Source organism: Micromonospora sp. NPDC050276 (genome assembly GCF_044459545.1).
Lineage (GTDB): Bacteria > Actinomycetota > Actinomycetes > Mycobacteriales > Micromonosporaceae > Micromonospora.
Genome location: NZ_JBITJA010000002.1, coordinates 304,727 through 330,003 on the forward strand (window position 1 = coordinate 304,727; position 25,277 = coordinate 330,003).

Below are 25,277 nucleotides of genomic sequence, written 5' to 3' on the forward strand. Positions count from 1 at the left end.
CTGATCCCGGTGGCCACGGTGCGGGCCCACGGCGGATTCGGCGGTGGCTACCCCGCCCACGCCCGATCGTGCTGGCCGGGCCGCTCATCCTCGTGATGCGGCAGGCCGGGTGGTGGGCCTGGTCAGGTCCCGTCGTTCAGCAGTCGGGTGAGCAGCGTCCGCAACGGGATCGACTCGCCGTCACGGCCACCGGCTCCGACGACCAACGGTGCCGGGCTGGGCTCCGGGTCGACGCCGAACAGCCGGGCCCGCAGACCGCCCGGCACGGTCAGCAGGTGGAACCGGCCACCCACGTCCACCGCCCGCGTCTCGGCCCGGTCGACGTACCAGCCGGTCAGCCTGGTCCGGTAGCGACCCCGCCCGTCGTAACCCCGGGCAACCAGCCGGGTGGTGCGCAGCCCTCGCCGGGTCGCCTCGGCCACGAACCAGGCCACCAGCTCCGCCGCCTCCGCGTGCTCGGCGGCCCGCCGCCGCGCGTCCGCGTCGGCGTGCGCCCGCACCGCCTGCCGCTGCTGATCCCGCCACTCCCGGGCGTCTCGCTCACCCACGACGCCGACGGTACGCGAGCCGGTTCAGTCGAGTACGGCCCGCAGCGTGTGCCGGGCGATGCCGGCCATCACCGGGTTGGTCTCGACGTAGTACGGCAGCGCGTTGATCGCCTGCTCCAGCGCCCAGCCGCGCCCCCGCTCCCAGGTCGCGTCGTCCACGCCCAACGCCCGTCGGTACGCCTCCCGGCAAGCCACGTCGAACATGTTCCACGCCGGCATCAGGTCCACCGCGGGGTCACCCACGCCGACCGAGCCCAGATCGATGACCGCGACCAGCCGGCCGTCGCGGACCAGCAGGTTGCCCGGCATCAGGTCACCGTGGATCCACACGTCGGCGGGGTCGTCCCGGCGGGCGTCCCGGCACCGGTCCCACACCTCGGCGAGCGCGGCGGTGTCGGTGAGCGCGCCGCTGACCGCGAGTGCGGCCCGCACGTTGGCGTCCCCGGCGATCAACGGCCCGCCGCGTCCGGTCCCGGGCCAGATCCGCCCGCCGGTGTCGATGCCGCGCAGGGCCGTCACCACGCCGGCCAGGTCCCGGGCGAAGACGTCGAGGTCGTCGATCCGGCCGAGCTGGGCCGTCTCCCCCGGAATGAACTGGTACGCCGTCCACGGCCCGGGGTACCCGTCGCCCGGCTCGCCGAGGCCGAGCGGTTCGGGCACCGCGACCGGCAGATGCGCGGCGAGCAGCACGGCGTACTCCTGCTCGCGTCGCAGCTCGGCACGCAGCTCGGGATCGGTCGAGGGGAGCAACGGGAACCGCAGCACAACGTCGGGGCCGAGCCGGAACAGGGCGTTCACGGTGCCGGTCGAGGGGAGCGGCCGGATCGGCAGGCCCCGCCACCGCGGAAACTGCTCGGCCACCAGCGCGGAAACCACGTCCACGCTCACGTCCACCTGGTCGGCGTGCATCCTCACCGCGAGATCATCACCCAAACCCCGCAACCCCGCGATCGGATTTCCCCGCGCCCCCACCCGCGCCCGCGCCGCCCGCGCCCGCGCCCGCGCCGCCCGCGCCGCCCCGCGCCGATCTTGCAGTTTCGGTCGTCGAGATAGGCGGAATGCTGGCTTTTGTCGCAGCAGAAAGTGCAAGATCGGCGGAGAAGGGCAGCTCGGCTTCGTCGATCATGGAGTTTTGGTGCCAGGCTTGGCGTTGTGCGGGCGGTTTGTCACCCACCACAACTCCATGATCGACGAGACGGCGCGGGGTTGACGGGCTGAGCGGGGTCAGGCCAGTCCGGCGCGGCGCAGGGCTTCCGCCATCGCGTCATTGGCCGGCGCCGGTGCACCCTGCCGCTGCTGCCCGCCGCGACCACCCTGCCCGCTGCCACGACCGCCCTGTCCACCCGGCCCGCTGCCACGACCGCCCTGACCACCGCGACCGCTCTGGCCGCCCTGTCCGCCACGACCGCCCTGCGGCGCGCGCTGCGCCGGGCCGCGTCCCTCCTGGCCGGTCCGGCCACCACCGCTACCGCCGCTGGCGGGGAGTTCGTCGTCCAGGCGCAGGGTCAGCGAGATCCGCTTGCGGGGTACGTCCACGTCGAGCACCCGGACCTTGACCACGTCACCGGACTTCACCACCTCGCGGGGGTCCTTCACGAAGGTCCGGGACATCGCCGAGACGTGCACGAGGCCGTCCTGGTGCACCCCGACGTCGACGAACGCGCCGAACGCGGCCACGTTGGTGACCACGCCCTCCAGCACCATGCCCGGCGTCAGGTCGCTGATCTTCTCCACCCCTTCGACGAAGGTGGCGGTGCGGAACTCCGGGCGGGGGTCCCGACCCGGCTTCTCCAACTCGGCGAGGATGTCGGTGACCGTGGGCAGGCCGAACCGCTCGTCGACGAAGTCGGTGGCCCGCAGCCCGCGCAGGATGCCGCTCTTACCGATCACCGAGCGCAGGTCCTGCCCGGTGCTGGAGAGGATGCGACGCACCACCGGGTATGCCTCGGGGTGCACGCTGGAGGAGTCCAGCGGGTCGTCCCCGTCCGGGATGCGCAGGAAGCCGGCGCACTGCTCGAACGCCTTCGGCCCGAGCCGGGCCACCTTCTTCAGCTCCGTACGCGAGCGGAACGGCCCGTTGGCGTCCCGGTGCAACACGATGTTTTCGGCCAGGCCGGCGCCGATCCCGGAGACCCGGGTCAGCAGCGGCGCGGAGGCGGTGTTGACGTCCACCCCGACCGCGTTGACGCAGTCCTCCACGACCGCGTCCAGCGACCGGGACAGCTTCACCTCGGACAGGTCGTGCTGGTACTGACCGACGCCGATCGACCGTGGGTCGATCTTGACCAGCTCCGCGAGGGGGTCCTGCAGGCGGCGGGCGATGGAGACCGCGCCGCGCAGCGACACGTCCATCCCGGGCAACTCCTGCGAGGCGTACGCGGAGGCGGAGTAGACCGACGCGCCGGCCTCGGAGACCATCACCTTGGTCAGGTTGAGCTGCGGGTGCCGGGCGATCAGATCCCCGGCGAGCTTGTCGGTCTCCCGGGAAGCGGTGCCGTTACCGATCGCGATCAGCTCCACCCCGTGCGCCCCGGCCAGCCGCGCGAGGGTTTCCACCGACGCGTCCCACTGCCGACGCGGCTCGTGCGGGTAGATGGTGTCGGTGGCGACCACCTTGCCGGTGGCGTCCACCACGGCCACCTTCACGCCGGTCCGCAGGCCCGGGTCCAGACCCATGGTCGGTCGGGTGCCGGCCGGCGCAGCCAGCAGCAGGTCCCGCAGGTTGGTGGCGAAGACCCGCACCGCCTCCTCCTCCGCCGCCTGCCACAACCGCATCCGCAGGTCCGCGCCGAGGTGAATGAGGATCCGGGTACGCCACGCCCAGCGGACCGTGTCGGTCAGCCAGCGGTCGGCCGGGCGGCCCATATCGGACACGCCGAACCGGCCGGCGATGACCGCCTCGTACCGGCTCGGGCCGGTCGGCACGGCGTCCGCCTCGCCGGCCTCCTCCGGCTCCATCGTCAGGTCGAGCATGCCCTCCTTCTCGCCCCGGAACATCGCCAGGATCCGGTGCGAGGGCAGCTTCGGGTACGGCTCGGAGAAGTCGAAGTAGTCGGCGAACTTGGCGCCGGCCGCCTCCTGACCCTCGCGTACCCGGGAAACCAGGCGGCCCCGCGACCACATCTGCTCGCGCAGCGTGCCGATCAGGTCGGCGTCCTCCGCGAAGGTCTCGATGAGGATCGCCCGGGCGCCCTCCAGCGCGGCGGCGGCGTCGGCGACGCCCTTCTCCGGGTCGACGAACGCGGCTGCGGTGGTGCGCGGGTCCTGGCTCGGGTCGGCGAGCAGCGTCTCGGCCAGCGGCGCCAACCCGGCCTCGCGGGCGATCTGCGCCCGGGTCCGTCGCTTCGGCTTGTACGGGAGGTAGATGTCCTCCAGCCGGGACTTCGAGTCGGCGGCCATGATCTGCGTTTCCAGGGCCTCGTCCAACTTGCCCTGGCCACGGATCGACTCCAGCACGGCGGCCCGTCGCTCGTCCAGCTCGCGCAGGTAGCGCAGCCGCTCCTCCAGGGTGCGCAGCTGGGTGTCGTCGAGCAGGCCGGTGGCCTCCTTGCGGTAGCGGGCGATGAACGGCACGGTGGCGCCGCCGTCGAGCAGCTCCACGGCCGCCCGCACCTGACGCTCGGCCACGCCGAGCTCGTCGGCGATCCGCTGATGAACAGACTGGGTCACGATCTCGATCCGCCTTCGACTCGATCCGCCTTCAAAGGGCGGGTACGTCTGCATTCTGCCGGGCCGACCGGTGCGCTGTCGCCGCGCCCGGCCGGAGGCTGATCCGCCGTGGTCAGCCGGGGTGACCGGCGGCGGTCCCGCCGGGCCTGCGCTAGCGTGGCGATCATGGAATCTGCTGCGGAGCCGCGTGCCCGGCGGCTCTTCGGCGGCAGCGCCCGGGCCCTCGGTGACCTCACGGCCAACCCGTTCCGCGCCGACCGGGACCGGATCGTCGGCTCGCCGTTCTTCGCCCGGCTCGGCGGTGTCACCCAGGTGATCAGCCCGGTCGGCTCCGGGCTGCTGGTGCACAACCGGCTCACCCACAGCCTCAAGGTCGCCCAGGTGGCCCGCGCGGTCGCCGAGCGACTCGGCGCCGACGAGCGGTGGCGTGACCTGCTGGACAAGCTCGGCGGCTGCGACCCCGACGTGGTGGAGGCGGCGGCGCTCGCCCACGACCTCGGCCACCCGCCGTTCGGGCACCTGGGGGAGCGGGTGCTGGACCGGCTGGCCCGTCAGCGCCTCGGCCTCTCCGACGGTTTCGAGGGCAACGCGCAGTCGTACCGGATCGTCACCAGCACCGAGATCCGCGGCGCGGCCACCACCGGGTTGGACCTGACCGCCGCGGTCCGCGCGGCGATGTTGAAGTACCCGTGGACCCGCCTGGACCACCCCGACCCGCACCCCCGCACGATGGATCCACCGCCGCGCGGAGCGACCCCGCCGCCGGACGACCCGGACAGCGGCTCGTCGAAGTTCGGCGCGTACCGGACCGAGCTGGACGACCTGCGGCAGGCCCGGGAGCCGTTCGCCGGCCGCATCCCGGACTGGCAGCAGACCGTGGAGGCGTCCGTGATGGACACCGCCGACGACATCGCGTACGCCATCCACGACGTGGAGGACTTCTACCGGGTCGGTGTGCTCCAGCAGGGTTCGGTCTCCGCGGAGTTGATGGCCTGGCAGCGCGAGAGCGGGCACCTCCGGGCGATCACCGACGCGGCGCTGGCCACCTCGGCCCGACGACCCGGGGCGGCGATCGAACGGTTGCGTCGGCAGCTGCACCGCAAGGACGCCTGGATCGCGGACGACGACGCGTTCGCCGCCGCCGTCGAGCACGTCCGTGCGGAGTTGGTCGACGGGCTGCTCGCGATGCCGTTCGACGGCTCGATCGAGGCCGAGCAGTACGTGGCGCGGTTCTCCGCGCGCTGGTCCACCCGCTTCGTCGAGGCGATCACGGTCACCGACCGGCCGTCGGTGCGCTCCGGGTACGTGCTGCTGGGCTGCGCGCAGTGGCACGAGGTGCAGGTGCTCAAGTTCGTCCACCACCGGTTCGTGCTGGCCCGGCCGGATCTGGCCCTGCACCAGCGTGGCCAGGCCCGACTGCTGGGCACCCTGGTCGAGGCGCTCTGGGAGTGGCTGCTCGACCCGGAGGAGGAGTCCCGGCTGCCCCGCCGCCTGCACGACCTGGTCGAGTTGGCCGAGGCGGAGCTGCACCCGCGTACCCCGGACCGGATCGGTCGCGCCCGGGGGCGGGCCATCGTGGACTTCGTCGCGCAGCTCACCGACGGGCAGGCGGTGGCCATGCTGGACGCGCTCTCCGGCCGGTCCGGCGCGCTCTGGACCGACGCGTTCGTGCTCTGACCGGCCTGCGGCCAGGCCGCTCCGAACCGGCGACTCAGGCGATGGCCTGCCACCAGCCGTCGACGGCGGGCGGCTCGTCGACCACCACCCGCTCGCCGGGGCGGGGCACGGCGAGCCGCACGTCACGCGCCTTCGCCTCGGCCCACAGCCGGTCGACCGGCTCGGACCAGTCGTGCAAAGCCAGGTTGAACGTGGCCCAGTGCACCGGCACGAACAGCCCGCCGCGCAGGTCGAGGTGGGCGCTGACCGCCTCCTCCGGGAACATGTGGATCGTCGGCCAGGCCCGGTCGTACGCGCCGATCTGCATCAGCGTCACGTCGAACGGCCCGTGCTCGGCGCCGATCTCGGCGTACCCGTCGAAGTAACCGGAGTCGCCGGTGTAGAAGACCTTGCGGCGCGCCCCGGCCACCACCCATGAGCTCCAGAGCGTGCCGTCACGGCGCAGCCCCCGACCGGAGAAGTGCTGGGCGGCGGTGGCGGTGATCTCCAGGCCGGCGACCTGGTGCGACTCGGACCAGTCCAGCTCGATGATCCGCTCGGCGGGTACGCCCCAACGGTCCAGGTGCGCGCCCACCCCGAGCGGCACCAGGAACGGCGCGGACTGCCCGACGAGCAACGCCCGCACGGTCGCCATGTCGAGGTGGTCGTAGTGGTCGTGCGAGATCACGATGGCGTCCAGCGGGGGCAGCTCGTCGATGCGCACCGGCGGCTCGTGCAGTCGGCGCGGGCCGACCAGGCCCGAGGGGGAGCACCTGTCACTCCACACCGGGTCGAGCAGCACCCGTCGGCCCTCTATCTCGATCAGGGTCGAGGCGTGGCCGTACCAGACGATGTTGAGCTCGTCGGCGGTGTCGGCGGCCTCCGGCGCGCCAGCGCTGGGGCGCAGCAGCGGCACCGCAGCGGTGGGACGCCGCTTCTGCTTGCCGAAGATCAACTCGCGGACCAGGTTGCGGCCCGGCTCGGCGACCATGGTGCGGGTGCCGGCCCGGTTGTGGAAGGTGCCCTCGCGGAACTGGGGCGAGCGGGCCGCGCGTTCGGCCCGGGCTCCGCTGAGCCGGCCACCCAGCGCCGCCGGCACATCCCGGGCGGCCCAGGCCAGGCCGGCCAGCGCGGCCAGGCCAGCGGCGCCCCGCATCCGCCGCCCGAGTGACCGTTCGACGTCCGTGCTCCGCGCTCGTGCCATTGCCGTCCCTCCGACGTGTCCGCCCTACACGGTAGTCACCCGGACCGACCCGTGCCTCGGCGGTCGCCCGCCGGGTCGGTCGCCGCTGCCGGCAACCGACCCGGGAGGGGCGTCAGGGCCGGCGCTAGCCGCCGTTGCTGGGGCGTCGGGCGGTGATCCGGAACGTCGTGCCCACGCCCGCGATCCGGTCCACCGCGGCCAGGAACTTGGGGCCCATGGCGGCCCGGGCCTGCACCGCCGGGTGGGTCGCGCCGAAGTCCTCCGGGTTGGCCTGCCCGTCGGCGAAGAGCGCGTAGGTGAGCACCGCCGCACCGGAGCGGTCGAAGATCACACCGGCCTCGTGCCGGGCGTCGGCGAACCAGCCGGCCTTGGTGGCGATCCGCGCCCGGTCGTCGGAGGACATCGTGCGCCGAATCCCGTCGGTGAACGCCACCGGGGAGCGCAGGATGCCCAACAGGTACGTCGTCGAGGCGGGGGACAGCAGCGTGCCGGCGACCAGGGCACGCAGCAGGTCGTGCGTCTCCCGGGGGGTGCTGGTGCCGAGGAAGAACCGGTTCGGGTTGGCCACCGGCTGGACCTGGGTGTTCGGGAAGCCCTTGGCGACCAGGATGGAGTTGATCTCGGCGGCCGGGGCGACCAGCCCGCACAGCCGCACCGCCGTGTCGTCCGAGACCGTCAGCAGGTTGGCCAGCACGTGCCCGATGGTCACCAGGCTCGGGTACGCGCCGTCCAGGCTGAAGATGCCGTCACCGCCCGGCACGACGATCGCCGCGCTCACCTCGACCTGCTGGTCCAGGGTGAGCAGCCCCCGGTCGACCTTGTCCAGCACCGCCGTGGCGACCGCGATCTTGTTGACGCTGTACGCCTCGATCCGCCGGTCCGCGTCGGCCTGCACCGCGACCACCGGCGCGCCGGCCGGGTCGGCGACGCTGACGTACGCCTGCCAGTTGCCGCCGGCCTCGGCGCTGTGCTTGGCGAAGACGGAGGCGACCCGACGGGCGGCCCGGGTGGGGGTGGTCGGCGACACCTCGGCGGCCTCGGTGGCGCTCGCCGGGGTGGCAGCGCCCAGCACGGTGCCGGCGGTGGCCACCGTGCCCAAGCCCAGTGCCGTTCTGCGGTTCAGTCGCATGGTCGATCGTCTCCCCCATCGTGGTGCGCCGGAGCGCTTGCTGGCCCACCACCCTAGGCGAGTTGATCGACGCACGACGACCCCCGAACAGTCCCGAACAGTCCCGAACAGCTCAGCCGAACCGCCGACGCAGTGCGGCGCCCACCGCACCCACCGGTCCACACACGAGTTGCCGCAGGTCAGGAAGGTGACCGCCACGTACCGCCTCGCCGGTCGGGTTCGGCGCGAAGACCGAACCGTCGTGCGCGGCGACCGGTCGCCCACTGAGACCCATCGCCCGCGTCAACGGCCCGACCAGACCGTCGTAGAACCCCGGCAGGACCGTGAAGCCGGCGCGCAGCACCACGTTGAGCCGGCCCACCGAGACTTCCCGACGAGGCCGGTCCACGCAGTCCACAATGGCTCGGGCCACCCGCTGCGGGCTGGCGACCGGTGGTGGAGGCCGCCCGATCCGGCCCAGATAGTTCGCCGCCTGCTGGTACACGGGAGTGTCCACACTGCCCGGGTTGACCAGGCACAGTCGGATCCGTGGGCTGTCGCGCAGCTCCTGCTGCACCGTCCGGACCAGACCCTGCAACCCCCACTTGCTGGCCACGTACGCGCTCATGTACGGCGCGGTGATGTGCCCCAGGACGGAGCCGGTGAGGATCACCGTGCCGGCCCCGGCAACCCGGAAGCGCCGCAGCGCCACCCGCACCGAGCTGGCGGCACCGAGCAGGTCGGTGCGTACCACCTGGTCGAAGACCTGCTCCGGCAACTCGTCGAAGCGTCCGTAGGCCATCACCGCCGCCGTGTGCACCCACACGTCGATCCGGCCGAAGCGGTCGATCGCCGCACCGGCGAGCGCTTCCAACGCGTCCGCCTCGGTGACATCGGTCGGCACGGTCAGCACGTCGACGCCGGCGCACTCGGCGCGTACCTCAGCCAGGGTCGTGGTGGCGCGGGCGGCGAGGACCAGACGGTCGCCGCGCTCGGCGAACGCCCGGGCCGTCGCTCGGCCGATCCCGCTGCTCGCGCCGACGATCACGACCACCCGGCTCACGGCACACTCCTCGCACTCATGGTTCGAGCACGACCTTGATGCAGCCGTCCTCCTTCTTCTGGAACATCTCGTACGCGTGCGGCGCCCGAGCCAGCGGCAACCGGTGGGTACGCAGGTCCTCCACGCCCAGCGGGTCGTCGTCACCGGACAGCAGCGGCAAAATCTCGTCGGTCCACCGGCGCACGTGACACTGGCCCATCCGCAGCTGGATGCCCCGGTCGAACATCTCCATCAGCGGCATCGGGTCGGCCTCGCCGCCGTACACCCCGGAGACCGACACGGTGCCACCACGACGGACCCCCTTGACCGCGGCATGCAGGACGGACAGCCGGTCCATGCCGGCCCGGTCGGTCATCGACTGGGCCAGCTTGTCCGGCAGCAACCCGACGGCGGCGTGCGCGAGCTTCCCCACCGGCGAGCCGTGCGCCTCCATTCCGACCGCGTCGATCACCGCGTCCGGGCCGCGCCCGTCGACCAGGTCGATCAACGCGCCCGGCACATCGGACAGCTCGCGGACGTCGAGCACCTCGATGCCGTGCCGGCGGGCCAGCTCCAGCCGCTCGGGCACCAGGTCCAGCCCGATCACCCGGCCCGCGCCAAGATGACGGCCGATCCGCGCGCAGAACTGCCCCACCGGGCCCAGGCCGAAGACGGCCAAGGTCCCACCCGGCGGGGTGTCCGCATACTTCACCGCCTGCCACGCGGTGGGCAGGATGTCGGACAGGTAGAGGTACCGCTCGTCGGCGCCGCTCTGCGGAATCTTGATCGGCCCGAAGTGGGCCTGCGGGACGCGCAGGTACTCGGCCTGCCCGCCCGGCACCGAACCGTAGAGCGAGGTGTAGCCGAACAGGGCCGCGCCCTTGCCCTCGCTGGTGACCTGGGTGGTCTCGCACTGGGCGTAGAGCTGACGGGTACACATCCAGCAGCTGCCGCAGGCGATGTTGAACGGCACCACCACCCGGTCGCCCGGCTTGAGCCCGGTCACCTCCGACCCGACCTCCTCGACGATGCCCATCGGCTCATGACCCAGCACGTCACCGGGCTTCAGGTACGGCCCGAGCACCTCGTACAGGTGCAGGTCCGACCCGCAGATCGCCGTCGAGGTGATCTTCACGATCGCGTCGGTCGGCTCCTCGATCCGGGGGTCCGGGACCTCCTCGACCCGTACGTCTCGCTTGCCCTGCCAGGTGAGCGCCTTCATGTCCCTCATCCCTTCTCACTGCCGTCTCGGAAGACTGCTACCCGGGCTCGGACACTTGAACCGGCCGCCTGACTCTCGGTCCCTGTCTTTCGGTCCCTGTCTCTCGGGCTCGCCTCGGGTCTGCTGCCGGCTTTGCGATGGTTGCGGTGCGGGCAGAGGGCTGGGGGTGACCGTCCCGGGTCTCTTGGGCTTGGTTCGCGCTGCGCGATGGTTTCGGGCTGGCCTTGGGCTTGGTTCGCGCTGCGCGATGGTTGCGGTGAGGGCTGGGGGCGACCGTCCCCGGCTCCGGGCGGTCAGGCTTGATCCCTCCGCCGGGCACGGTCGCCCCCAGCCCTTGTCGAGCGGCGTCCGCCCGTGCGTTCCGTGCCCAGGGCCGTGAGTCTTGACGCGGGCGGGCCAACGAGCCGCGCACCGAGCGGCGATATGCGTGCCTTGACCGCCTTTATAGTGCTCGGGAGCGCATCATCCAGGCTGAGATCGAGTTGATCCACTCGCGTTCCTTGAAGTCGCGGTATCCGCGGCCCGGCGACCGGCCGACTTCCTGAAACCCGAGTGGATCATGCGATGCGAGAGGGTGAGGCAAGGCGAAAGGGCGAGGCGGGGCAAGGCGGGGCAAGGCGAAAGGGCAAGGCGAAAGGGCAAGGCGAAAGGGCAAGGCGAAAGGGTGAGGCAAGGCGGGGCAAGGCAGCGTGCGGCTGGGCGCGGGGTGGGTTTGCCTGGGCTGAAGTCATGGCGCGTCGGCGGTGGGGAGCTGACGGCGTTCGACCTGGTGCAGCGGCGGGCCAAGCGCCCGGCCGGCGTGCCGGACAAGGGCCTCGCCCGCACGATCACCAAGGTCGGCGGCACCGCAGCAGGAGCGCAACCTGCGGACGAGCAGTGACCAAGGTCAGGGCTGGGGCGACCGTCCCCGGCGCAGGGATCAAGCCTGACCGCCCGGAGCCGGGGACGGTCGCCCCAGCCCCACCGCAACCAAAGCCCGAAGCCCAGAGCCCGAAGCCCAAAGCCCGAAGCCCAAAGCCCACCGCCCCAGCCCAAGCCCAAGGACCAGACGGCCAGTACGTCAAACGCCAGACCGCCGTACCCCTGGAAAGCGCGGGATACGGCGGTCTGGCGCGAACGTCAGGAACCGGGGGTGTTGTTGGCGCCCTTCGCGGTGGCCGTGAGGTAGTCGCGGTTGAGGCGGCCGATGGTGTTCAGCGGGATGCCCTTCGGGCAGGCCGGGGTGCACTCGCCGGCGTTGGTGCAGCCACCGAAGCCGGCCTCGTCGTGCGCGTCGACCATGCCGATCACCCGGGTGTAGCGCTCCGGCTGGCCCTGCGGCAGGAGTGAGAGCTGGGTGAGCTTGGCGGCGGTGAAGAGCATGCCGGAGCCGTTCGGGCAGGCCGCCACGCAGGCACCGCAGCCGATGCAGGCCGCCGACTCGAAGGCGGCGTCGGCGTTGGCCTTGGCCACCGGGGTGGAGTGGGCCTCGGGCGCGCTGCCGGTCGGCGCGGTGACGTAACCACCGGCCGCAATGATCTTGTCGAAGGCGCTGCGGTTGACGACCAGGTCCTTGACGACCGGGAAGGCGCTGGCCCGCCACGGCTCGATGTCGATCGTCTCGCCGTCCTTGAACTGCCGCATGTGCAGCTGGCACGCGGTGGTGCCGCGCTGCGGCCCGTGCGCGTCCCCGTTGATCATCAGGCCGCACATGCCGCAGATGCCCTCGCGGCAGTCGTGGTCGAACGCCACCGGGTCCTCGCCGGCGAGGATCAGCCGCTCGTTGAGTACGTCGAGCATCTCCAGGAACGACATGTCCGGGGACACGTCGTCGACCGGGTAGGTCACCATCCGACCCTTGTCCTCAGGGCCCTTCTGGCGCCAGATGCGCAGGGTCAGGTTCACTTGTAGCTCCGCTGCGTGGGGTGGACGTATTCGAACTTCAGGTCTTCCTTGTGCAGCACCGAGGGCTCGCCGTCGGCGGTGAACTCCCAGGCCGCCACGTACGCGAACCGGTCGTCGTCGCGCTGCGCCTCACCGTCGGGGGTCTGGTGCTCGGCCCGGAAGTGGCCGCCGCAGGACTCCTCGCGGTGCAGGGCGTCGATGCACATCAGCTCGGCCAGTTCGAAGAAGTCGGCCACCCGGCCGGCCTTCTCCAGTGACTGGTTGAGTTCCTCGCCGGTGCCGGACACCTTGACCCGCTGCCAGAACTGCTCGCGCAGGGCGCGGATCTCGTCGATCGCCTTGCGCAGCCCGGCCTCACTGCGCTCCATGCCGCAGTGCTCCCACATGATCTGGCCCAGTTCCCGGTGGAACGAGTCCACGGTCCGGTCGCCGTTGACCGCGAGCAGCCGCTGGACGCGGTCCTCGACGTCGGTGCGCGCCTCGACCGCCGCCGGGTGGCTGGCGTCGACCTTCTCCAGCGGGCCGGAGGCCAGGTAGTTGGCGATGGTGGTGGGCAGCACGAAGTAGCCGTCGGCGAGGCCCTGCATCAGCGCCGAGGCGCCGAGCCGGTTCGCGCCGTGGTCGGAGAAGTTGGCCTCACCGATCACGAACAGGCCGGGGATGTTCGACTGGAGGTCGTAGTCGACCCACAGCCCGCCCATCGTGTAGTGCACGGCGGGGTAGATGCGCATCGGCACCTCGTACGGGTCCTCGCCGGTGATCCGCTCGTACATCTCGAAGAGGTTGCCGTACTTGGCCTCGATGGCCTTGCGGCCCAGCCGGTCGATCGCGTCGGCGAAGTCGAGGTAGACGCCGAGCTTGGTCGGCCCGACGCCCCGACCCTCGTCGCACACGTTCTTGGCGGCCCGGGAGGCGATGTCGCGGGGGACCAGGTTGCCGAAGGAGGGGTAGATCCGCTCCAGGTAGTAGTCCCGCTCGTCCTCCGGGATGTCCTTCGGGCTGCGGTCGTCGCCCTTGGTCTTCGGCACCCAGACCCGGCCGTCGTTGCGCAGCGACTCGCTCATCAGGGTCAGCTTCGACTGGTGGTCGCCGGAGACCGGGATGCAGGTCGGGTGGATCTGCGTGTAGCAGGGGTTGGCGAAGTACGCGCCCTTGCGGTGCGCGCGCCAGGTGGCGGTGACGTTGCAGCCCTTGGCGTTGGTGGAGAGGTAGAAGACGTTGCCGTAGCCGCCGGAGGCGAGTACCACGGCGTCGGCCATCTCGGTGCTGATCTCACCGGTGACCAGGTCTCGGACGACGATGCCCCGGGCCTTGCCGTCGATGAGGACCAGCTCCAGCATCTCGTGCCGGGCGTTCATTTCCACGTTGCCCAGGCCGATCTGCCGTTCGAGCGCCTGGTACGCGCCGAGCAGCAGCTGCTGGCCCGTCTGGCCCCGGGCGTAGAAGGTGCGCTGTACCTGGGCGCCACCGAAGGAGCGGGTGTCCAGCAGGCCGCCGTACTCGCGGGCGAACGGCACGCCCTGGGCGACGCACTGGTCGATGATGTTGACCGAGACCTCGGCGAGCCGGTGCACGTTCGACTCCCGGGAGCGGAAGTCGCCGCCCTTGACGGTGTCGTAGAACAGCCGGTGCACCGAGTCGCCGTCGTTGCGGTAGTTCTTCGCCGCGTTGATGCCGCCCTGTGCGGCGATGGAGTGCGCCCGCCGCGGGCTGTCCTGGTAGCAGTAGGACTTGACGTGGTAGCCCTGCTCGGCCAGGGTCGCCGCGGCCGAGCCGCCGGCCAGGCCGGTGCCGACCACGATCACCGTCAGCTTGCGGCGGTTGGCGGGGTTGACCAGCTTGGCCTCGAAGCGCCGGGTCTCCCAACGCTTCTCGACCGGGCCGGCGGGAGCCTTGGTGTCGGCGATCGGGTCGCCCTCGGTGAAGAGTTCCATGTCAGGACACCAATCCGGTGAGTACGGCGAACGGGACCACCAGGTACCCGGCGCAGAGCAGCACGGCGAAGACCAGAGCCGCGGTACGCGCTCGGCGCTCACCGCGTGGCGTCTGCTGGCCGAGGCTGCGGAACGCGCTGAACGCGCCGTGGCGCAGGTGGAAGCCGACCGCGAGGATGGCGAGCGTGTAGAAGAGCGTGACGTACCAGCGCTCCGGCGCGAAGTCGGCGACGACGTTGCCGTACGGCTTGCTCTCGTCGCCGACCGGGTTCAGCGTGCCGGTGGTCAGGTCCAGGATGTGGTAGATCACGAAGAGCAGGATGATCACTCCACCCCAGCGCATCGTGCGGGCCGCGTAGCTGCCGTTGACCTTCTTGCGGTGCGCGTACTTGACCGGGCGGGCGGCGCGGGCGCGTCGGGCCAGCACGGTGGCGGCCACGATGTGGGCGACGACCGCCACCACCAGCACGGTGCGCAGGATCCACAGGAACCAGACGCCGGGCAGCAGTGGCTTGCCGATGTCGCGCAGCCAGTGCGCGTAGTGGTCGAACGAGGTTTCCCCCGTGAACACCTTCAGGTTCCCGAGCATGTGGGCGATCAGGAATAGCGCCAGCAGGATGCCCGTCACCGCCATGACGGCCTTGAGGCCGACGTTCGAGCGGATGGGCGACCGAGTTTTCGTGATTACCACGAGACCGACGCTAGGAGCACTTCGATCAGTCGTCCAATGCATCAAACTCGCAGTGTTGATAGCCGTAAGCTATTTAGATGCAGCTCCATCAGCTCCGGTACTTCGTCGCGGTGGCCGAAGTACGACATTTCACCCAAGCCGCCGACATCGTGGGCATCACGCAGCCCTCGCTCAGTAAGCAAATTCACGCTCTGGAGGCCGACCTCGGCGCACCGCTGTTCGAGCGGGTAAGGGGCAACATCGCGCTCACTGCGGCGGGTGAGGTGCTGCTGCCGTTGGCCACCCGGATCCTCGCCGACGTGGAGACCGCGACCCGGGAGGTCCAGGAGTTGGTCGGGCTACGCCGGGGCCGGGTCCGGCTCGGGGCGACCCCCAGTCTGGCCACCTCACTCGCCCCGCCGGTGTTGCGCCGCTTCCGCGACGCGCACCCCAGCATCGACCTGCGCGTCGAGGAGGGCGGCTCCCAGGACCTGGTGCGCGACCTGCTCCGTGGCGACCTCGACCTGGCCCTGATCATCATGCCGGCGCAGGGGGCCGACCCGGGGTTGCGCGTCGATCCGATCCTGCGGGAGAGCCTGGTGGTGGCCTCGGTGGGGGAGGTGACGACCGCGTCGACGACCGGGGAGCTGCGCATCACCGACCTGCGGGACCAGCCGATGGTGATGTTCCGGGAGGGCTACGACCTGCGCGACGCGACCATCCAGGCGTGCCGGGAGGCGGGCTTCGAGCCGACCTTCGCGGTGGACGGCGGCGAGATGGACGCGGTGCTCAGCTTCGTCGAGGCGGGCCTGGGCATCGCGCTCGTGCCGGGCATCGTGCTGGCCCGCCGGCCGGGCGTGCGGATCACCCCGCTCGCCCCGCCCGGGGTGCGGCGAACCATCGCGGTGGCCCGTCGGCGCGACGTCGTACCCACCCACGCCGGTCGGGAGCTTCGCCGCATCCTGCTCGACTACATCCAGTCGGCCATCGACCACGACGAACTCCCGCCCGGGGTGGATCCGCTCTGAGCAGCGTCAGCGGCCCTCGGCGTCGTCCATCGCGCGGTAGATCCGCTGCTCCGAGACGGGGTACGGGGTGCCCAACGCCTGGGCGAAGACGTTCACCCGCAGCTCCTCGATCATCCAGCGGATCTGCCGGACGGCCGCTTCCTGCCGCCGGGCCGGCGGCAGGTCGGCGAGCAGGTCGGCGTACTCCTTCTGCACGACCGCGATCCGGTCCTGCTGCTGGCGGTCCCGCTGCGGGTTGCCGCCCAGCCGGTCCAGTCGACGCTCGATGGCGGTGAGGTAGCGCAGCAGGTCGGGCAGGCGCGCGTACCCGGTCTCGGTGATGAAACCGGCGTGCACCAGCCCGGCGAGCTGGTTGCGGATGTCGGCCAGCGCCGCCACCACGGCGAGATTGCGGGTCGCGCCGAGCCGCTGCTCGACGGCGTACGCGGCGGCGAGGACCTTGCGGACCCGGTCCATCACCTCGACGACGGTGTCGACCAGGTCGGCGCGGACCTTCTCGCGCAGGGCCGCGAACCCGTCCGCGTCCCAGGCTGGCCCGCCGGCCGCGCCGATCAGCCGGTCGATGGCCGCGCCGGCCGCGTCCTCGATCAGCTCCTGCACGCCGCCGTGCGGGTTGCGGCTCAGCGCCAGCTTCGCCTCGTTGGTGAGCCGCCCCTGCAGGAAACGCGCCGGCGACGGCACGGTGAGCCGCAGCAGCCGGCGGGTGCCGGCCCAGTGCGCCGCCTCCGCCTCGGCCGGGGAGTCGAACACCTTCACCCCGACCGTGGCGCCCTCGTCGACCAGCGCCGGGTACGCGGTGACCGCGTAACCGGCGCGGACCTGCTCGATGGTCCGCGGCAGCGTGCCGATGCTCCACTCGCGCAGCCCGGTACGGGCCACCTCCGGCGCGGCGGCCGCCACCACCTGGCGTACCTCCTGGCGGAGCTGGCGTTGCAGGGCCGGCAGGTCCTTGCCCTCGGCGACCGGCTTCTCGTCGTCGCCGAGGACCCGGAAGGTCACCCGCAGGTGCGCCGGGAGCTTGCCCGGCTCCCAGGCGTCGCGCGGCACGGTCACCCCGGTCATCCGGCGCAGCTGCCGGGTGAGCGCGTCCAGCAGTGACTCCTCGCCGGGGGTGATCGCCGCCAGGGCGGCCCGGGCGTAGTCCGGCACCGGGACGAAGTTGCGCCGGATCGCCTTGGGCAGCGAGCGGATCAGCGCGATCACCGTCTCCTCGCGCAGCCCCGGCACCTGCCAGTCGAAGCTCTCCGCCGGCACCTGGTTGAGCAGCGGCAGCGGGATGTCCACGGTGACGCCGTCGTCCGGCGTGCCCGGCTCGAACCGGTAGGTCAGCGGGAGGCTCACCCCGTCGGCCTGCCACTCGTCCGGGTAGTCGTCCTCGTCCACCCCGGGTCGGCCGTCGTTGACCAGCAGGTCGCGGGTGAAGGTGAGCAGGTCGGGTTGCTCGCGCCGGGTCTTCTTCCACCAGCTGTCGAAGTGCCGGCCGGAGGACACGTCGGCGGGGATCCGCTGGTCGTAGAAGCCGAAGATGGTCTCGTCGTCGACCAGGATGTCCCGGCGTCGGGCCCGGCTCTCCAGCTCCTCGATCTCGGCGAGCAGCCGCTTGTTGTCCGCCCAGAACTGGTGGTGGGTCTGCCAGTCGCCCTCGACGAGGGCGTGCCGGATGAACAACTCCCGGCTCAGCGCCGGGTCGATCCGGCCGAAGTTGACCTTGCGGGAGCTGACCAGTGGGACGCCGTACAGGGTGACCTTCTCGTAGGCCATCACCGCGGCCTGCTTCTTCTCCCAGTGCGGCTCGCTGTAGCTGCGCTTGACCAGGTGCTGCGCCAGCGGTTCGACCCACTCCGGCTCGACCCGGCCGGCGATGCGACCCCACAGCCGGGAGGTCTCCACCAACTCGGCGGCCATCACCCAACGCGGCGGCTTCTTGAACAGCGCCGACCCGGGGAACAGCGCGAACTTCGCGCCCCGCGCCCCCAGATACTCGTGTTTCTGGGCGTCCTTGAGGCCGATGTGCGACAGCAGGCCGGGCAGCAGCGACTGGTGCACCTTCGGGGTGTCGATCTCCTCCGGCAGGTCCGCGCCACCACGACGGCTCGCACCCCGGCCGGCGTCCGCGTCACCCGCGGTGTCGCGCGCCGGCCGCCCACCCCGCCGGTCGCCCTCCTGCGGGGTACGCAGTACCTGCCGCAGCTGACCGACGATGTCCTGCCACTCACGCACCCGCAGGTAGTTCAGGTACTCCGCCTTACACATCCGGCGGAACGCGCTGGAGGACAGCTCCCGCTGCTGCTCGCGCAGGTAGCGCCACAGGTTGAGGAAGGCGACGAAGTCCGACTCCTTGTCGGTGAACCGGGCGTGCGCCTGGTCCGCCTGGGCCTGCTTCTCCGCCGGCCGCTCGCGCGGGTCCTGAATCGACAGCGCGGCGGCGATCACCAGCACCTCGGTGGCGCAGCCGTTGCGTTCGCCCTCGACCACCATCCGGGCCAGGCGCGGGTCGACCGGCAGTTGGGCCAGCCGTCGGCCCAGCGCGGTGAGCCGCTTCGCCGGGTCGGCCTCGGTCGGGTCCAACGCGCCCAACTCGTGCAGCAGGTTGACCCCGTCGGTGATGTTGCGGCGATCTGGTGGGTCGATGAACGGGAACGCGGCGAGGTCGCCGAGCCCGATGGCCGTCATCTGGAGGATGACCGACGCCAGGTTGGTCCGCAGGATCTCCGGGTCGGTGAACTCGGGCCGGGAAAGGAAGTCCTGCTCGTCGTAGAGGCGGATGCAGATGCCGTCCGACGTACGCCCGCAGCGGCCCTTGCGCTGGTTGGCCGACGCCTGGGAGATCGGCTCGATCGGCAGCCGCTGCACCTTGAGCCGGCTGGAGTAGCGGGAGATCCGGGCGGTGCCCGGGTCCACCACGTACTTGATCCCGGGCACGGTCAGCGAGGTCTCCGCGACGTTGGTGGCGAGCACCACCCGGCGCGCGGAGTGCGCGGCGAACACCCGGTGCTGCTCGGCGGTGGAGAGCCGCGCGTACAGGGGCAGGATCTCGGTGCCGAGCAGCGACCGCTTCTTCTGCACCAGCTTGCCCAGCGCATCGGCGGTGTCCCGGATCTCCCGCTCACCGCTGAGGAACACCAGGATGTCGCCGGGGCCCTCGGCGGCCAGCTCCTCGACGGCGTCGCCGATCGCCTGGATCTGGTCGCGGACGTTCTCCTCGTCGCCGTCCTCCTCGCCCTCGGCCAACTCGACGAGGGGCCGGTAGCGCACCTCCACCGGGTAGGTACGCCCCGACACCTCGACCACCGGCGCGGGCGCGCCGCCGGGCTCCTCGGCGGTCGGTGCACCGGCGAAGTGCCGGGCGAACCGGTCCGTCTCGATGGTCGCCGAGGTGATGATCACCTTGAGGTCGGGTCGTCGGGGCAGCAGCTCCCGCAGGTACCCGAGGATGAAGTCGATGTTGAGGCTGCGCTCGTGCGCCTCGTCGATGATCAGCGTGTCGTACTGGCGCAGCATCCGGTCGGTCTGTAACTCGGCCAGCAGGATGCCGTCGGTCATCAGCTTCACCAGGCTCCGCTCGCCGACCTGGTCGGTGAAACGCACCTTGTAACCGACCAGGTCGCCCAACTCGGTGCCCAGCTCGTCGGCGATCCGGTCGGCCACCGTCCGGGCGGCCAACCGCCGGGGCTGGGTGTGCCCGATCAGGCCGTGCACCCCGCGCCCCAACTCCAGACAGATCTTGGGGATCTGCGTGGTCTTGCCGGAGCCGGTCTCGCCCGCCACGATCACCACCTGGTGATCGCGGATGGCGGCGGCGATGTCGTCCTTGCGCTCACTGACCGGCAACCCCGCCGGGTACGTGATCACGGGCACCGCCGCCTGGCGGGCGGCGAGCCGCTGCTCGGCCCGGACCAGGTCGGCGGTGATCTCGGTCAGCGCCGCCTCCCGACGCTGCGGGTCGCGCAGCTTGCGGGCACCGTCCAGCCGCCGCTGGAGCCGGCGCTGGTCGCGGAACATCAGAGGGGTGAGGCGGCGGTGCAGCTCGCGAACCGGGTCGGTCGCGACGGAGGCGGTTGGATTCTGCATGTCGTGCCCAAGGATAGGCAGCCCGGCGGCGTACCGCCCCTGGGTTACCGCGCGGCCGGCCCTTCGACGGCCCACCCGGGACCTCCGGTCCCCCGACCGCCACCCGGGACCTAGAGTGGCGGCGACGTCGAGCGCTGGGGGAGCCGGGATGGAGATGCGCGACACCGACCGCGCGTTGGTGCAGGCCGCCACGGCGGTCGCCAAGCTGCGGTGCCGCAGCCAGCACCACACGGTCGCGTCCGCGGCCCGTACCGCCGACGGGCGGGTCTTCTCGGGCGTGAACGTCCAGCACGCCGCCGCAGCGGCCTGCGCCGAGCTGGTCGTGATCGCGACGGCGGCGACCCAGGGCGTCACCGCGCTGGAGACGATCGTCACGGTCGCCGACCGGGGCCGCGAGATCGTCGCCCCGTGTGACCGGTGCCGGCAGGTGCTGCTGGACTACTTCCCGGCACTGCGCGTGATCGTCGGCCCGGTGGACGACCCGCGGGTGGTCCCGCTCGGGGAGTTGCCCGCGGAGGCCGGGAGCGGCGTGGCCGGCTGATCGAAGGACCGGGGTCAGTCCCCGGAGGCCGCCTCCAGCATCGACTGGGGCACCGGCACGCTCTCGAACCGCAGGTTGCCCTCGGGAAGCAGCCACGACGTCACCCGCGCGACCAGGCAACCGGCACGAACGGCCGGGTCGTTGCCGTAGAGGGCGCGCGCCTCGTCCGGGGCGATGGAGAGCACCACGAACCCCCGCAACTGCTCGTCGTCGGGGTGCAGGAACGGCCCGGCCGCGAGCACCAGCCCCTGTTCCACGAGGCCCGCCTGGTGGGCCAGGTGCGCGTCCCGCAACCGGTCGACCGCGTCCAGTGGCAGCTCCGGCGGATCCAACGGTCGAGCCAGGAGGACGACCGTGTGCTGGTCGAATCGCATGGTCACACCCTATGGTGCGAATCTTCCCCTGCTGGGCGTCATCTGCCATCTGTCCGCCCGGCCATCGTCCGCGCATCCGCAAAACGGCATCGACGGACGCTGGTTAGGCCTCTTTCCGCAGCTCGGTTAAGGTTAGGCGAACCTAAGCGTGAACGTGCAGGAGACTCGTGACCACCCTCGCCACCCGGCCGACCCCGGCCCGTAACCGGTCCGGCACCCACACCGGCCGCCGGGTGGCCGTCACCGTCGGAGCCGCGCTGGTGCTGCTGCTCACCGTGCTGGCCAGCTTCGCGCTCGGCAGCCGGCAGCTCGGTGTCGACCAGGTCTGGCACGCGCTCATCGCGCCGGACGGCGGCGACGCCAGCACCATTGTTCGTGAGCTGCGGATGCCGCGTACCGCGCTCGGCCTCGCGGTCGGGCTCGCGCTCGCCGTCGCGGGGGTGCTGTTCCAGGCGCTGACCCGCAACCCCCTCGCCGAGCCGCGCATCCTCGGCATCAGCGCGGGCGCGTCGTTCGGAGTGGTGCTCGCGATCTCCGTCTTCGGCGTCGGCACGCTCGCCGGGTACGTCTGGTTCGGCATCGCCGGGGCCCTGATCGCCGGGCTGCTGGTCTTCGCCATCGCCACCCGAGCCCGCGAGGGCGCCAGCCCGGTCACCCTCGCGCTGGTCGGCGCGGCGCTCGACGCCAGTCTGGCCTCCGGGGTGTACGCGCTGCTCAGTATCGACGCCCGCACCTTCGAGGAGTACCGCTTCTGGGTGGTCGGCGGGTTGGCCGGGCGGGACCTGTCGGTCACCGCGCAGGTGCTGCCCTTCGTGCTCGCCGGGCTGGTGCTGGCCGCTCTGGTCGCCCGCGGTCTGGACGCGCTGGCCCTCGGCGACGACGTGGCCCGGGGCCTCGGCCACCGGATCGGCCTGGTCCGCCTCGGCGGTGGCCTCGCCGCCGTGCTGCTGACCGGCGCGGCGGTGGCCGCCGCTGGGCCGGTCGCCTTCGTCGGGCTGGCCGTGCCGCACCTGGCGCGCGCCCTGGTCGGCGCGGACCATCGCTGGACCCTCGCCGTCTCCGCCCTGCTCGGGCCGGCGCTGCTGCTCGCCGCCGACATCATCGGTCGACTCGTCGCCCCGCCCGGTGAGATACCGGCCGGGATCGTCACCGCGCTGATCGGCGCACCACTGCTGGCCGTGCTGGTCCGCCGCGCCCGGGTGGTGACCGCGTGACCACCACCCACCGTCCGGCGGCCGCCGCGCCCGGTGCCCCTCTGCCCGGGCGGTCGCTGCTGCGGATCGGCCCGGTCAGCCTGCTGATCCGCCGCCGCGCGGTGCTGGTGGCCGTCGCGCTGACCGTGCTGCTCCTGCTGGCCGGCGTGCTCAGTCTCTCGCTCGGCACCCCGTACGTCGCCCCGGCCGACGTGCTGCGCGCCCTCTCCGGGGCTGGCACCCCGTACGACCTCGTGGTCTTTGATCTTCGGCTGCCGCGGATCGTGCTGGCGGCCGTGGCCGGCGCCGCTTTCGGCGTGGCCGGCACGCTGATCCAGAGCGTGGCCCGCAACCCTCTCGCGAGCCCGGACGTCATCGGCATCACCCAGGGTGCCGGCCTCGCCGCCACGGTGGCCCTGACCAGCGGCATGGCCGCGGTGCTGGTGGCCCCCACCGCGCTGGTGGGCGGGCTGCTCGCGGCGGTGCTGTTGTTCGCCCTCGGTGCCCGGCACGGGCTGGCCGCGCAGCGGTTCGTGCTCGCCGGGGTGGCGGTCGCGTTCGGCTTCCGGGCACTCACCGAGGTGGTCATGCTCAGCGCCGACCCGATCGACGGGCTGCGCGCGCAGATCTGGCTGATCGGCACCCTGGCCGGCAAGGGCTGGACCGAGGCCGCCTGGATCGCCGGCACGCTGCTGGTGCTGCTGCCGGTGCTGGCCTGGGCCGGCTGGGCGTTGAACAGCACCGCCCTGGACGACGACACCGCCCGGGGCGTCGGGCTACGCCCGGTGGCCCGTCGGATCGGCCTCGCCGGCACCGGCGTACTCGTCGCCGCGATGGTTACCGCCCAGGTCGGCGCCGTCGACTTCGTGGCGCTGGTCGCCCCGCAGGTGGCCCGTCGACTGGTCCGCGCCGAACGACCTCCGCTGGTCTGCTCGGCGCTGCTCGGCGCTCTCCTGCTGGTCCTGGCCGACCTGGCCGGCCGGCGGTTGTTCGCACCCACCCAACTACCCGCCGGGGTGCTGACCGCCGCGATCGGCGGCCCGTACCTGATCTTCCTGCTGCTGCGCGGCCGCCGGCGGTCGTCGTGACGCCTCAAGGAGTCGTGTGATGCTCTCCACCCGCGACCTGGTCGCCGGCTACGACGAGCGGACCGTGCTCGACGGGCTCGACCTGGACCTGCCCACCGACGCGTTCACCGTGATCGTCGGACCCAACGCGTGCGGCAAGTCCACCCTGCTGCGCACGATGGCCCGGTTGCTCACCCCCCGCCGTGGCACGGTGCTGCTGGACGGCACCGCGATCCGCGACCTGCCGACCCGGGAGGTCGCCCGCCGCCTCGGCGTCCTGCCGCAGAGCCCGCTGGTGCCCGAGGGCGTCACGGTGGCGGACCTGGTCGGACGCGGCCGGCAGCCCTACCAGCGGTGGTGGCGGCAGTGGTCGGCGGAGGACGGCGCGGCGGTGAACCAGGCGATGGCCCTCGCCGACGTCGCCGACCTGGCCGACCGACCGGTGGACAGCCTCTCCGGCGGTCAGCGGCAACGGGTGTGGATCGCCATGACCCTCGCCCAGGACACCGACGCCCTGCTGCTGGACGAGCCGACCACCTTCCTCGACCTGGCCCACCAGGTGGAGGTGCTGGATCTCCTGCACCGGCTACGTGCGGAACGGGGCCGCACGGTGGTCGCCGTGCTGCACGACCTGAACCAGGCCGCCCGCTACGCCGACCACCTGGTCGCGATGCGTGGCGGGGCCGTGGTCGCCGCCGGACCGCCCCGGGAGATCCTCACCGCCGACCTGGTCCGCGACGTCTTTGGGTTGGCCTGCGTGGTCGTGCCCTGCCCGGTGACCGGCGCGCCGCTGGTGGTGCCCGCGTACACCGGCGGCAACTCCGCCCCGGCTGCCGGCACTCCGGCTGCCCCGCCCGGCGGCGCGGACGGCCCGGCTGTCGCCCCCGCTGGCGCGGGTGACCTCTCTTCGTCGACGGCGTCCGTACCGGACGCCCGATCCGCCACCGGCGACGCGGACAACCCGCTCGCCGGCTCGCACCCCTCGAAAGGACTCTGATGCGTCGTCTCGTCGCAGCTCTCGCCGCGGCCGTCGCCCTCGGCGTCGGACTCACCGCCTGCGGTGAGAGCGACCCGGTCGCCGGCTCCACCACCGGGGAGACCCGGGAGATCACCCACGCCATGGGCACCACCAAGGTCCCGGCCGAGCCCAAGCGCGTCGTCGTGCTCGACACCGACAAGATCGACACGGCGCTCTCGCTGGGCATCACGCCCGTCGGCGCTGCCACCGCCGGCGAGGCCAAGAGCTGGCCGACGTACTTCGGCGCGGACAAGCTCGCCGGCATCAAGGAGGTCGGGGTGCTCGCCGAGCCCGACCTGGAGGCGATCAACGCGCTGAAGCCGGACCTCATCCTGGGCAGCAAGTTCCGCCAGGAGAAGTTCTACGACGAGCTGGCCGCCATCGCGCCGACCGTGTTCACCGACAAGGTGGGCATCACCTGGAAGGACAACTTCCTCCTCGACGGCAAGGCGCTCGGCCGCGAGCAGCAGGCCAAGGATCTGCTCGCCGCGTACGAGAAGCGGGCCAAGGACTTCGGCGCGACGCTCGGCGACGCCGCCGCCCGCAAGGTCTCCATCGTGCGGTTCCTGCCCGGCAACATCCGGGTGTACGGCCCGGACTCGTTCTCCGGCATCGTCATCGGCGACACCGGCCTGGGCCGCCCCGAGCGGCAGCTGCTCGCCAACAAGGAGGACAAGCGCTTCGACCTGGTCAGCCCCGAGCGGATCAACGAGGTCGACGGTGACGTCATCTTCGTGACCGCGTACGGCGACAAGGCCGCCGCCGAGCAGACCAAGGTCGCCGGCGGGACGCTGTGGAAGAACCTGGGCGCGGTCAAGGCCGGCAAGGCGTACCCGGTTTCCGACGAGGTCTGGATGACGGGCATCGGCGTCGGCGCCGCCAACAAGATCCTCGACGACCTGGCCAAGTACCTCCCGGCCGCCTGACCCACCCGGTGCCCGGGCCGAGGTAGTGGCCCCCTCTCGCGCTTGGGGCCACTACCTCCCTGGCACGCACCCCCTGGTACCCGGATTCCCGGTGAGTTCGGGGGAGCGGGCCGTGGTCGACC

The 25,277-nt window shown here is 72.1% G+C and carries 21 protein-coding genes; 8 read left to right on the top strand and 13 right to left on the bottom strand.

The window, feature by feature from the left end:
* Positions 1-122: 122 nt before the first annotated feature.
* From ACIBF8_RS04580 to ACIBF8_RS04595, 4 genes are all read right to left on the bottom strand, one after another.
* On the bottom strand, positions 123-548 hold the full coding sequence (locus ACIBF8_RS04580; RefSeq protein ID WP_396780988.1) for a hypothetical protein: 426 nt from the start codon (positions 546-548) through the stop codon (positions 123-125).
* A 24-nt stretch (positions 549-572) separates the two neighbouring features.
* Complete coding sequence (locus ACIBF8_RS04585) at positions 573-1,457, bottom strand: aminoglycoside phosphotransferase family protein (protein ID WP_396781246.1); 885 nt, start codon at positions 1,455-1,457, stop codon at positions 573-575.
* 16 nt (positions 1,458-1,473) lie between these two features.
* Positions 1,474-1,674: a hypothetical protein gene (locus ACIBF8_RS04590; RefSeq protein ID WP_396780989.1), complete on the bottom strand. Its 201-nt coding sequence runs from the start codon at positions 1,672-1,674 to the stop codon at positions 1,474-1,476.
* A gap of 98 nt (positions 1,675-1,772) precedes the next feature.
* Positions 1,773-4,271, bottom strand: coding sequence for a Tex family protein (locus ACIBF8_RS04595; RefSeq protein ID WP_396780990.1), 2,499 nt, complete (start codon positions 4,269-4,271; stop codon positions 1,773-1,775).
* 111 nt (positions 4,272-4,382) lie between these two features.
* Between ACIBF8_RS04595 and ACIBF8_RS04600 the strand changes: the two genes are divergently transcribed.
* Positions 4,383-5,894 carry a deoxyguanosinetriphosphate triphosphohydrolase family protein gene (locus ACIBF8_RS04600; protein ID WP_396780991.1) on the top strand — a complete coding sequence of 504 codons (1,512 nt, stop codon included), beginning with the start codon at positions 4,383-4,385 and terminating at the stop codon, positions 5,892-5,894.
* A 34-nt stretch (positions 5,895-5,928) separates the two neighbouring features.
* On the opposite strand, the gene ACIBF8_RS04605 is transcribed toward ACIBF8_RS04600, so the two are convergent.
* From ACIBF8_RS04605 to ACIBF8_RS04620, 4 genes are all read right to left on the bottom strand, one after another.
* The gene (locus ACIBF8_RS04605; protein WP_396780992.1) at positions 5,929-7,077 is read right to left on the bottom strand and encodes an MBL fold metallo-hydrolase; all 1,149 of its coding nucleotides are present in this window, start codon (positions 7,075-7,077) and stop codon (positions 5,929-5,931) included.
* Positions 7,078-7,201: 124 nt separating this feature from the next.
* Positions 7,202-8,206 carry a serine hydrolase gene (locus ACIBF8_RS04610; protein ID WP_396780993.1) on the bottom strand — a complete coding sequence of 335 codons (1,005 nt, stop codon included), beginning with the start codon at positions 8,204-8,206 and terminating at the stop codon, positions 7,202-7,204.
* A 112-nt stretch (positions 8,207-8,318) separates the two neighbouring features.
* Entirely contained in the window at positions 8,319-9,248 is a 930-nt protein-coding gene (locus tag ACIBF8_RS04615; protein ID WP_396780994.1) for an SDR family NAD(P)-dependent oxidoreductase, read from the bottom strand.
* A 16-nt stretch (positions 9,249-9,264) separates the two neighbouring features.
* Entirely contained in the window at positions 9,265-10,449 is a 1,185-nt protein-coding gene (locus ACIBF8_RS04620) for a zinc-dependent alcohol dehydrogenase (protein WP_396781247.1), read from the bottom strand.
* Positions 10,450-11,161: 712 nt separating this feature from the next.
* Here ACIBF8_RS04620 and ACIBF8_RS04625 point away from each other — a divergent pair.
* On the top strand, positions 11,162-11,329 hold the full coding sequence (locus tag ACIBF8_RS04625; protein WP_396781262.1) for a hypothetical protein: 168 nt from the start codon (positions 11,162-11,164) through the stop codon (positions 11,327-11,329).
* Between the two features lie 239 nt (positions 11,330-11,568).
* On the opposite strand, the gene ACIBF8_RS04630 is transcribed toward ACIBF8_RS04625, so the two are convergent.
* From ACIBF8_RS04630 to ACIBF8_RS04640, 3 genes are read right to left on the bottom strand one after another with little or no spacing between them, the layout of a single operon-like run.
* Complete coding sequence (locus ACIBF8_RS04630) at positions 11,569-12,333, bottom strand: succinate dehydrogenase/fumarate reductase iron-sulfur subunit (RefSeq protein WP_282307401.1); 765 nt, start codon at positions 12,331-12,333, stop codon at positions 11,569-11,571.
* Complete coding sequence (locus ACIBF8_RS04635) at positions 12,330-14,267, bottom strand: fumarate reductase/succinate dehydrogenase flavoprotein subunit (protein ID WP_396780995.1); 1,938 nt, start codon at positions 14,265-14,267, stop codon at positions 12,330-12,332. The genes ACIBF8_RS04630 and ACIBF8_RS04635 overlap by 4 nt, the downstream gene beginning before the upstream one ends.
* A gap of 1 nt (position 14,268) precedes the next feature.
* Complete coding sequence (locus ACIBF8_RS04640) at positions 14,269-15,000, bottom strand: succinate dehydrogenase cytochrome b subunit (protein ID WP_396780996.1); 732 nt, start codon at positions 14,998-15,000, stop codon at positions 14,269-14,271.
* A gap of 35 nt (positions 15,001-15,035) precedes the next feature.
* On the opposite strand from ACIBF8_RS04640, the gene ACIBF8_RS04645 reads away from it, so the two are divergent.
* A complete protein-coding gene (locus ACIBF8_RS04645) occupies positions 15,036-15,965 on the top strand; it encodes a LysR family transcriptional regulator (protein ID WP_396780997.1) in 930 nt (309 codons plus the stop codon).
* Between the two features lie 6 nt (positions 15,966-15,971).
* Here ACIBF8_RS04645 and hrpA read toward each other — a convergent pair whose 3' ends face one another.
* Positions 15,972-20,036 carry an ATP-dependent RNA helicase HrpA gene (gene hrpA / locus ACIBF8_RS04650; RefSeq protein WP_396780998.1) on the bottom strand — a complete coding sequence of 1,355 codons (4,065 nt, stop codon included), beginning with the start codon at positions 20,034-20,036 and terminating at the stop codon, positions 15,972-15,974.
* Between the two features lie 148 nt (positions 20,037-20,184).
* On the opposite strand from hrpA, the gene ACIBF8_RS04655 reads away from it, so the two are divergent.
* Positions 20,185-20,577 carry a cytidine deaminase gene (locus ACIBF8_RS04655; protein WP_396780999.1) on the top strand — a complete coding sequence of 131 codons (393 nt, stop codon included), beginning with the start codon at positions 20,185-20,187 and terminating at the stop codon, positions 20,575-20,577.
* A 14-nt stretch (positions 20,578-20,591) separates the two neighbouring features.
* On the opposite strand, the gene ACIBF8_RS04660 is transcribed toward ACIBF8_RS04655, so the two are convergent.
* Positions 20,592-20,951, bottom strand: a complete 360-nt coding sequence (locus ACIBF8_RS04660; protein WP_396781000.1) for a YciI family protein — start codon at positions 20,949-20,951, stop codon at positions 20,592-20,594.
* Positions 20,952-21,118: 167 nt separating this feature from the next.
* Between ACIBF8_RS04660 and ACIBF8_RS04665 the strand changes: the two genes are divergently transcribed.
* The 4 genes from ACIBF8_RS04665 to ACIBF8_RS04680 are packed head-to-tail and all read left to right on the top strand — an operon-like array spanning position 21,119 to position 25,155.
* Entirely contained in the window at positions 21,119-22,165 is a 1,047-nt protein-coding gene (locus ACIBF8_RS04665; protein WP_396781001.1) for a FecCD family ABC transporter permease, read from the top strand.
* Positions 22,162-23,232: a FecCD family ABC transporter permease gene (locus tag ACIBF8_RS04670; protein ID WP_396781002.1), complete on the top strand. Its 1,071-nt coding sequence runs from the start codon at positions 22,162-22,164 to the stop codon at positions 23,230-23,232. The genes ACIBF8_RS04665 and ACIBF8_RS04670 overlap by 4 nt, the downstream gene beginning before the upstream one ends.
* A gap of 19 nt (positions 23,233-23,251) precedes the next feature.
* Positions 23,252-24,208, top strand: a complete 957-nt coding sequence (locus ACIBF8_RS04675) for an ABC transporter ATP-binding protein (RefSeq protein ID WP_396781003.1) — start codon at positions 23,252-23,254, stop codon at positions 24,206-24,208.
* Complete coding sequence (locus ACIBF8_RS04680) at positions 24,208-25,155, top strand: ABC transporter substrate-binding protein (protein WP_396781004.1); 948 nt, start codon at positions 24,208-24,210, stop codon at positions 25,153-25,155. The genes ACIBF8_RS04675 and ACIBF8_RS04680 overlap by 1 nt, the downstream gene beginning before the upstream one ends.
* The last annotated feature ends 122 nt before the right edge of the window (positions 25,156-25,277 follow it).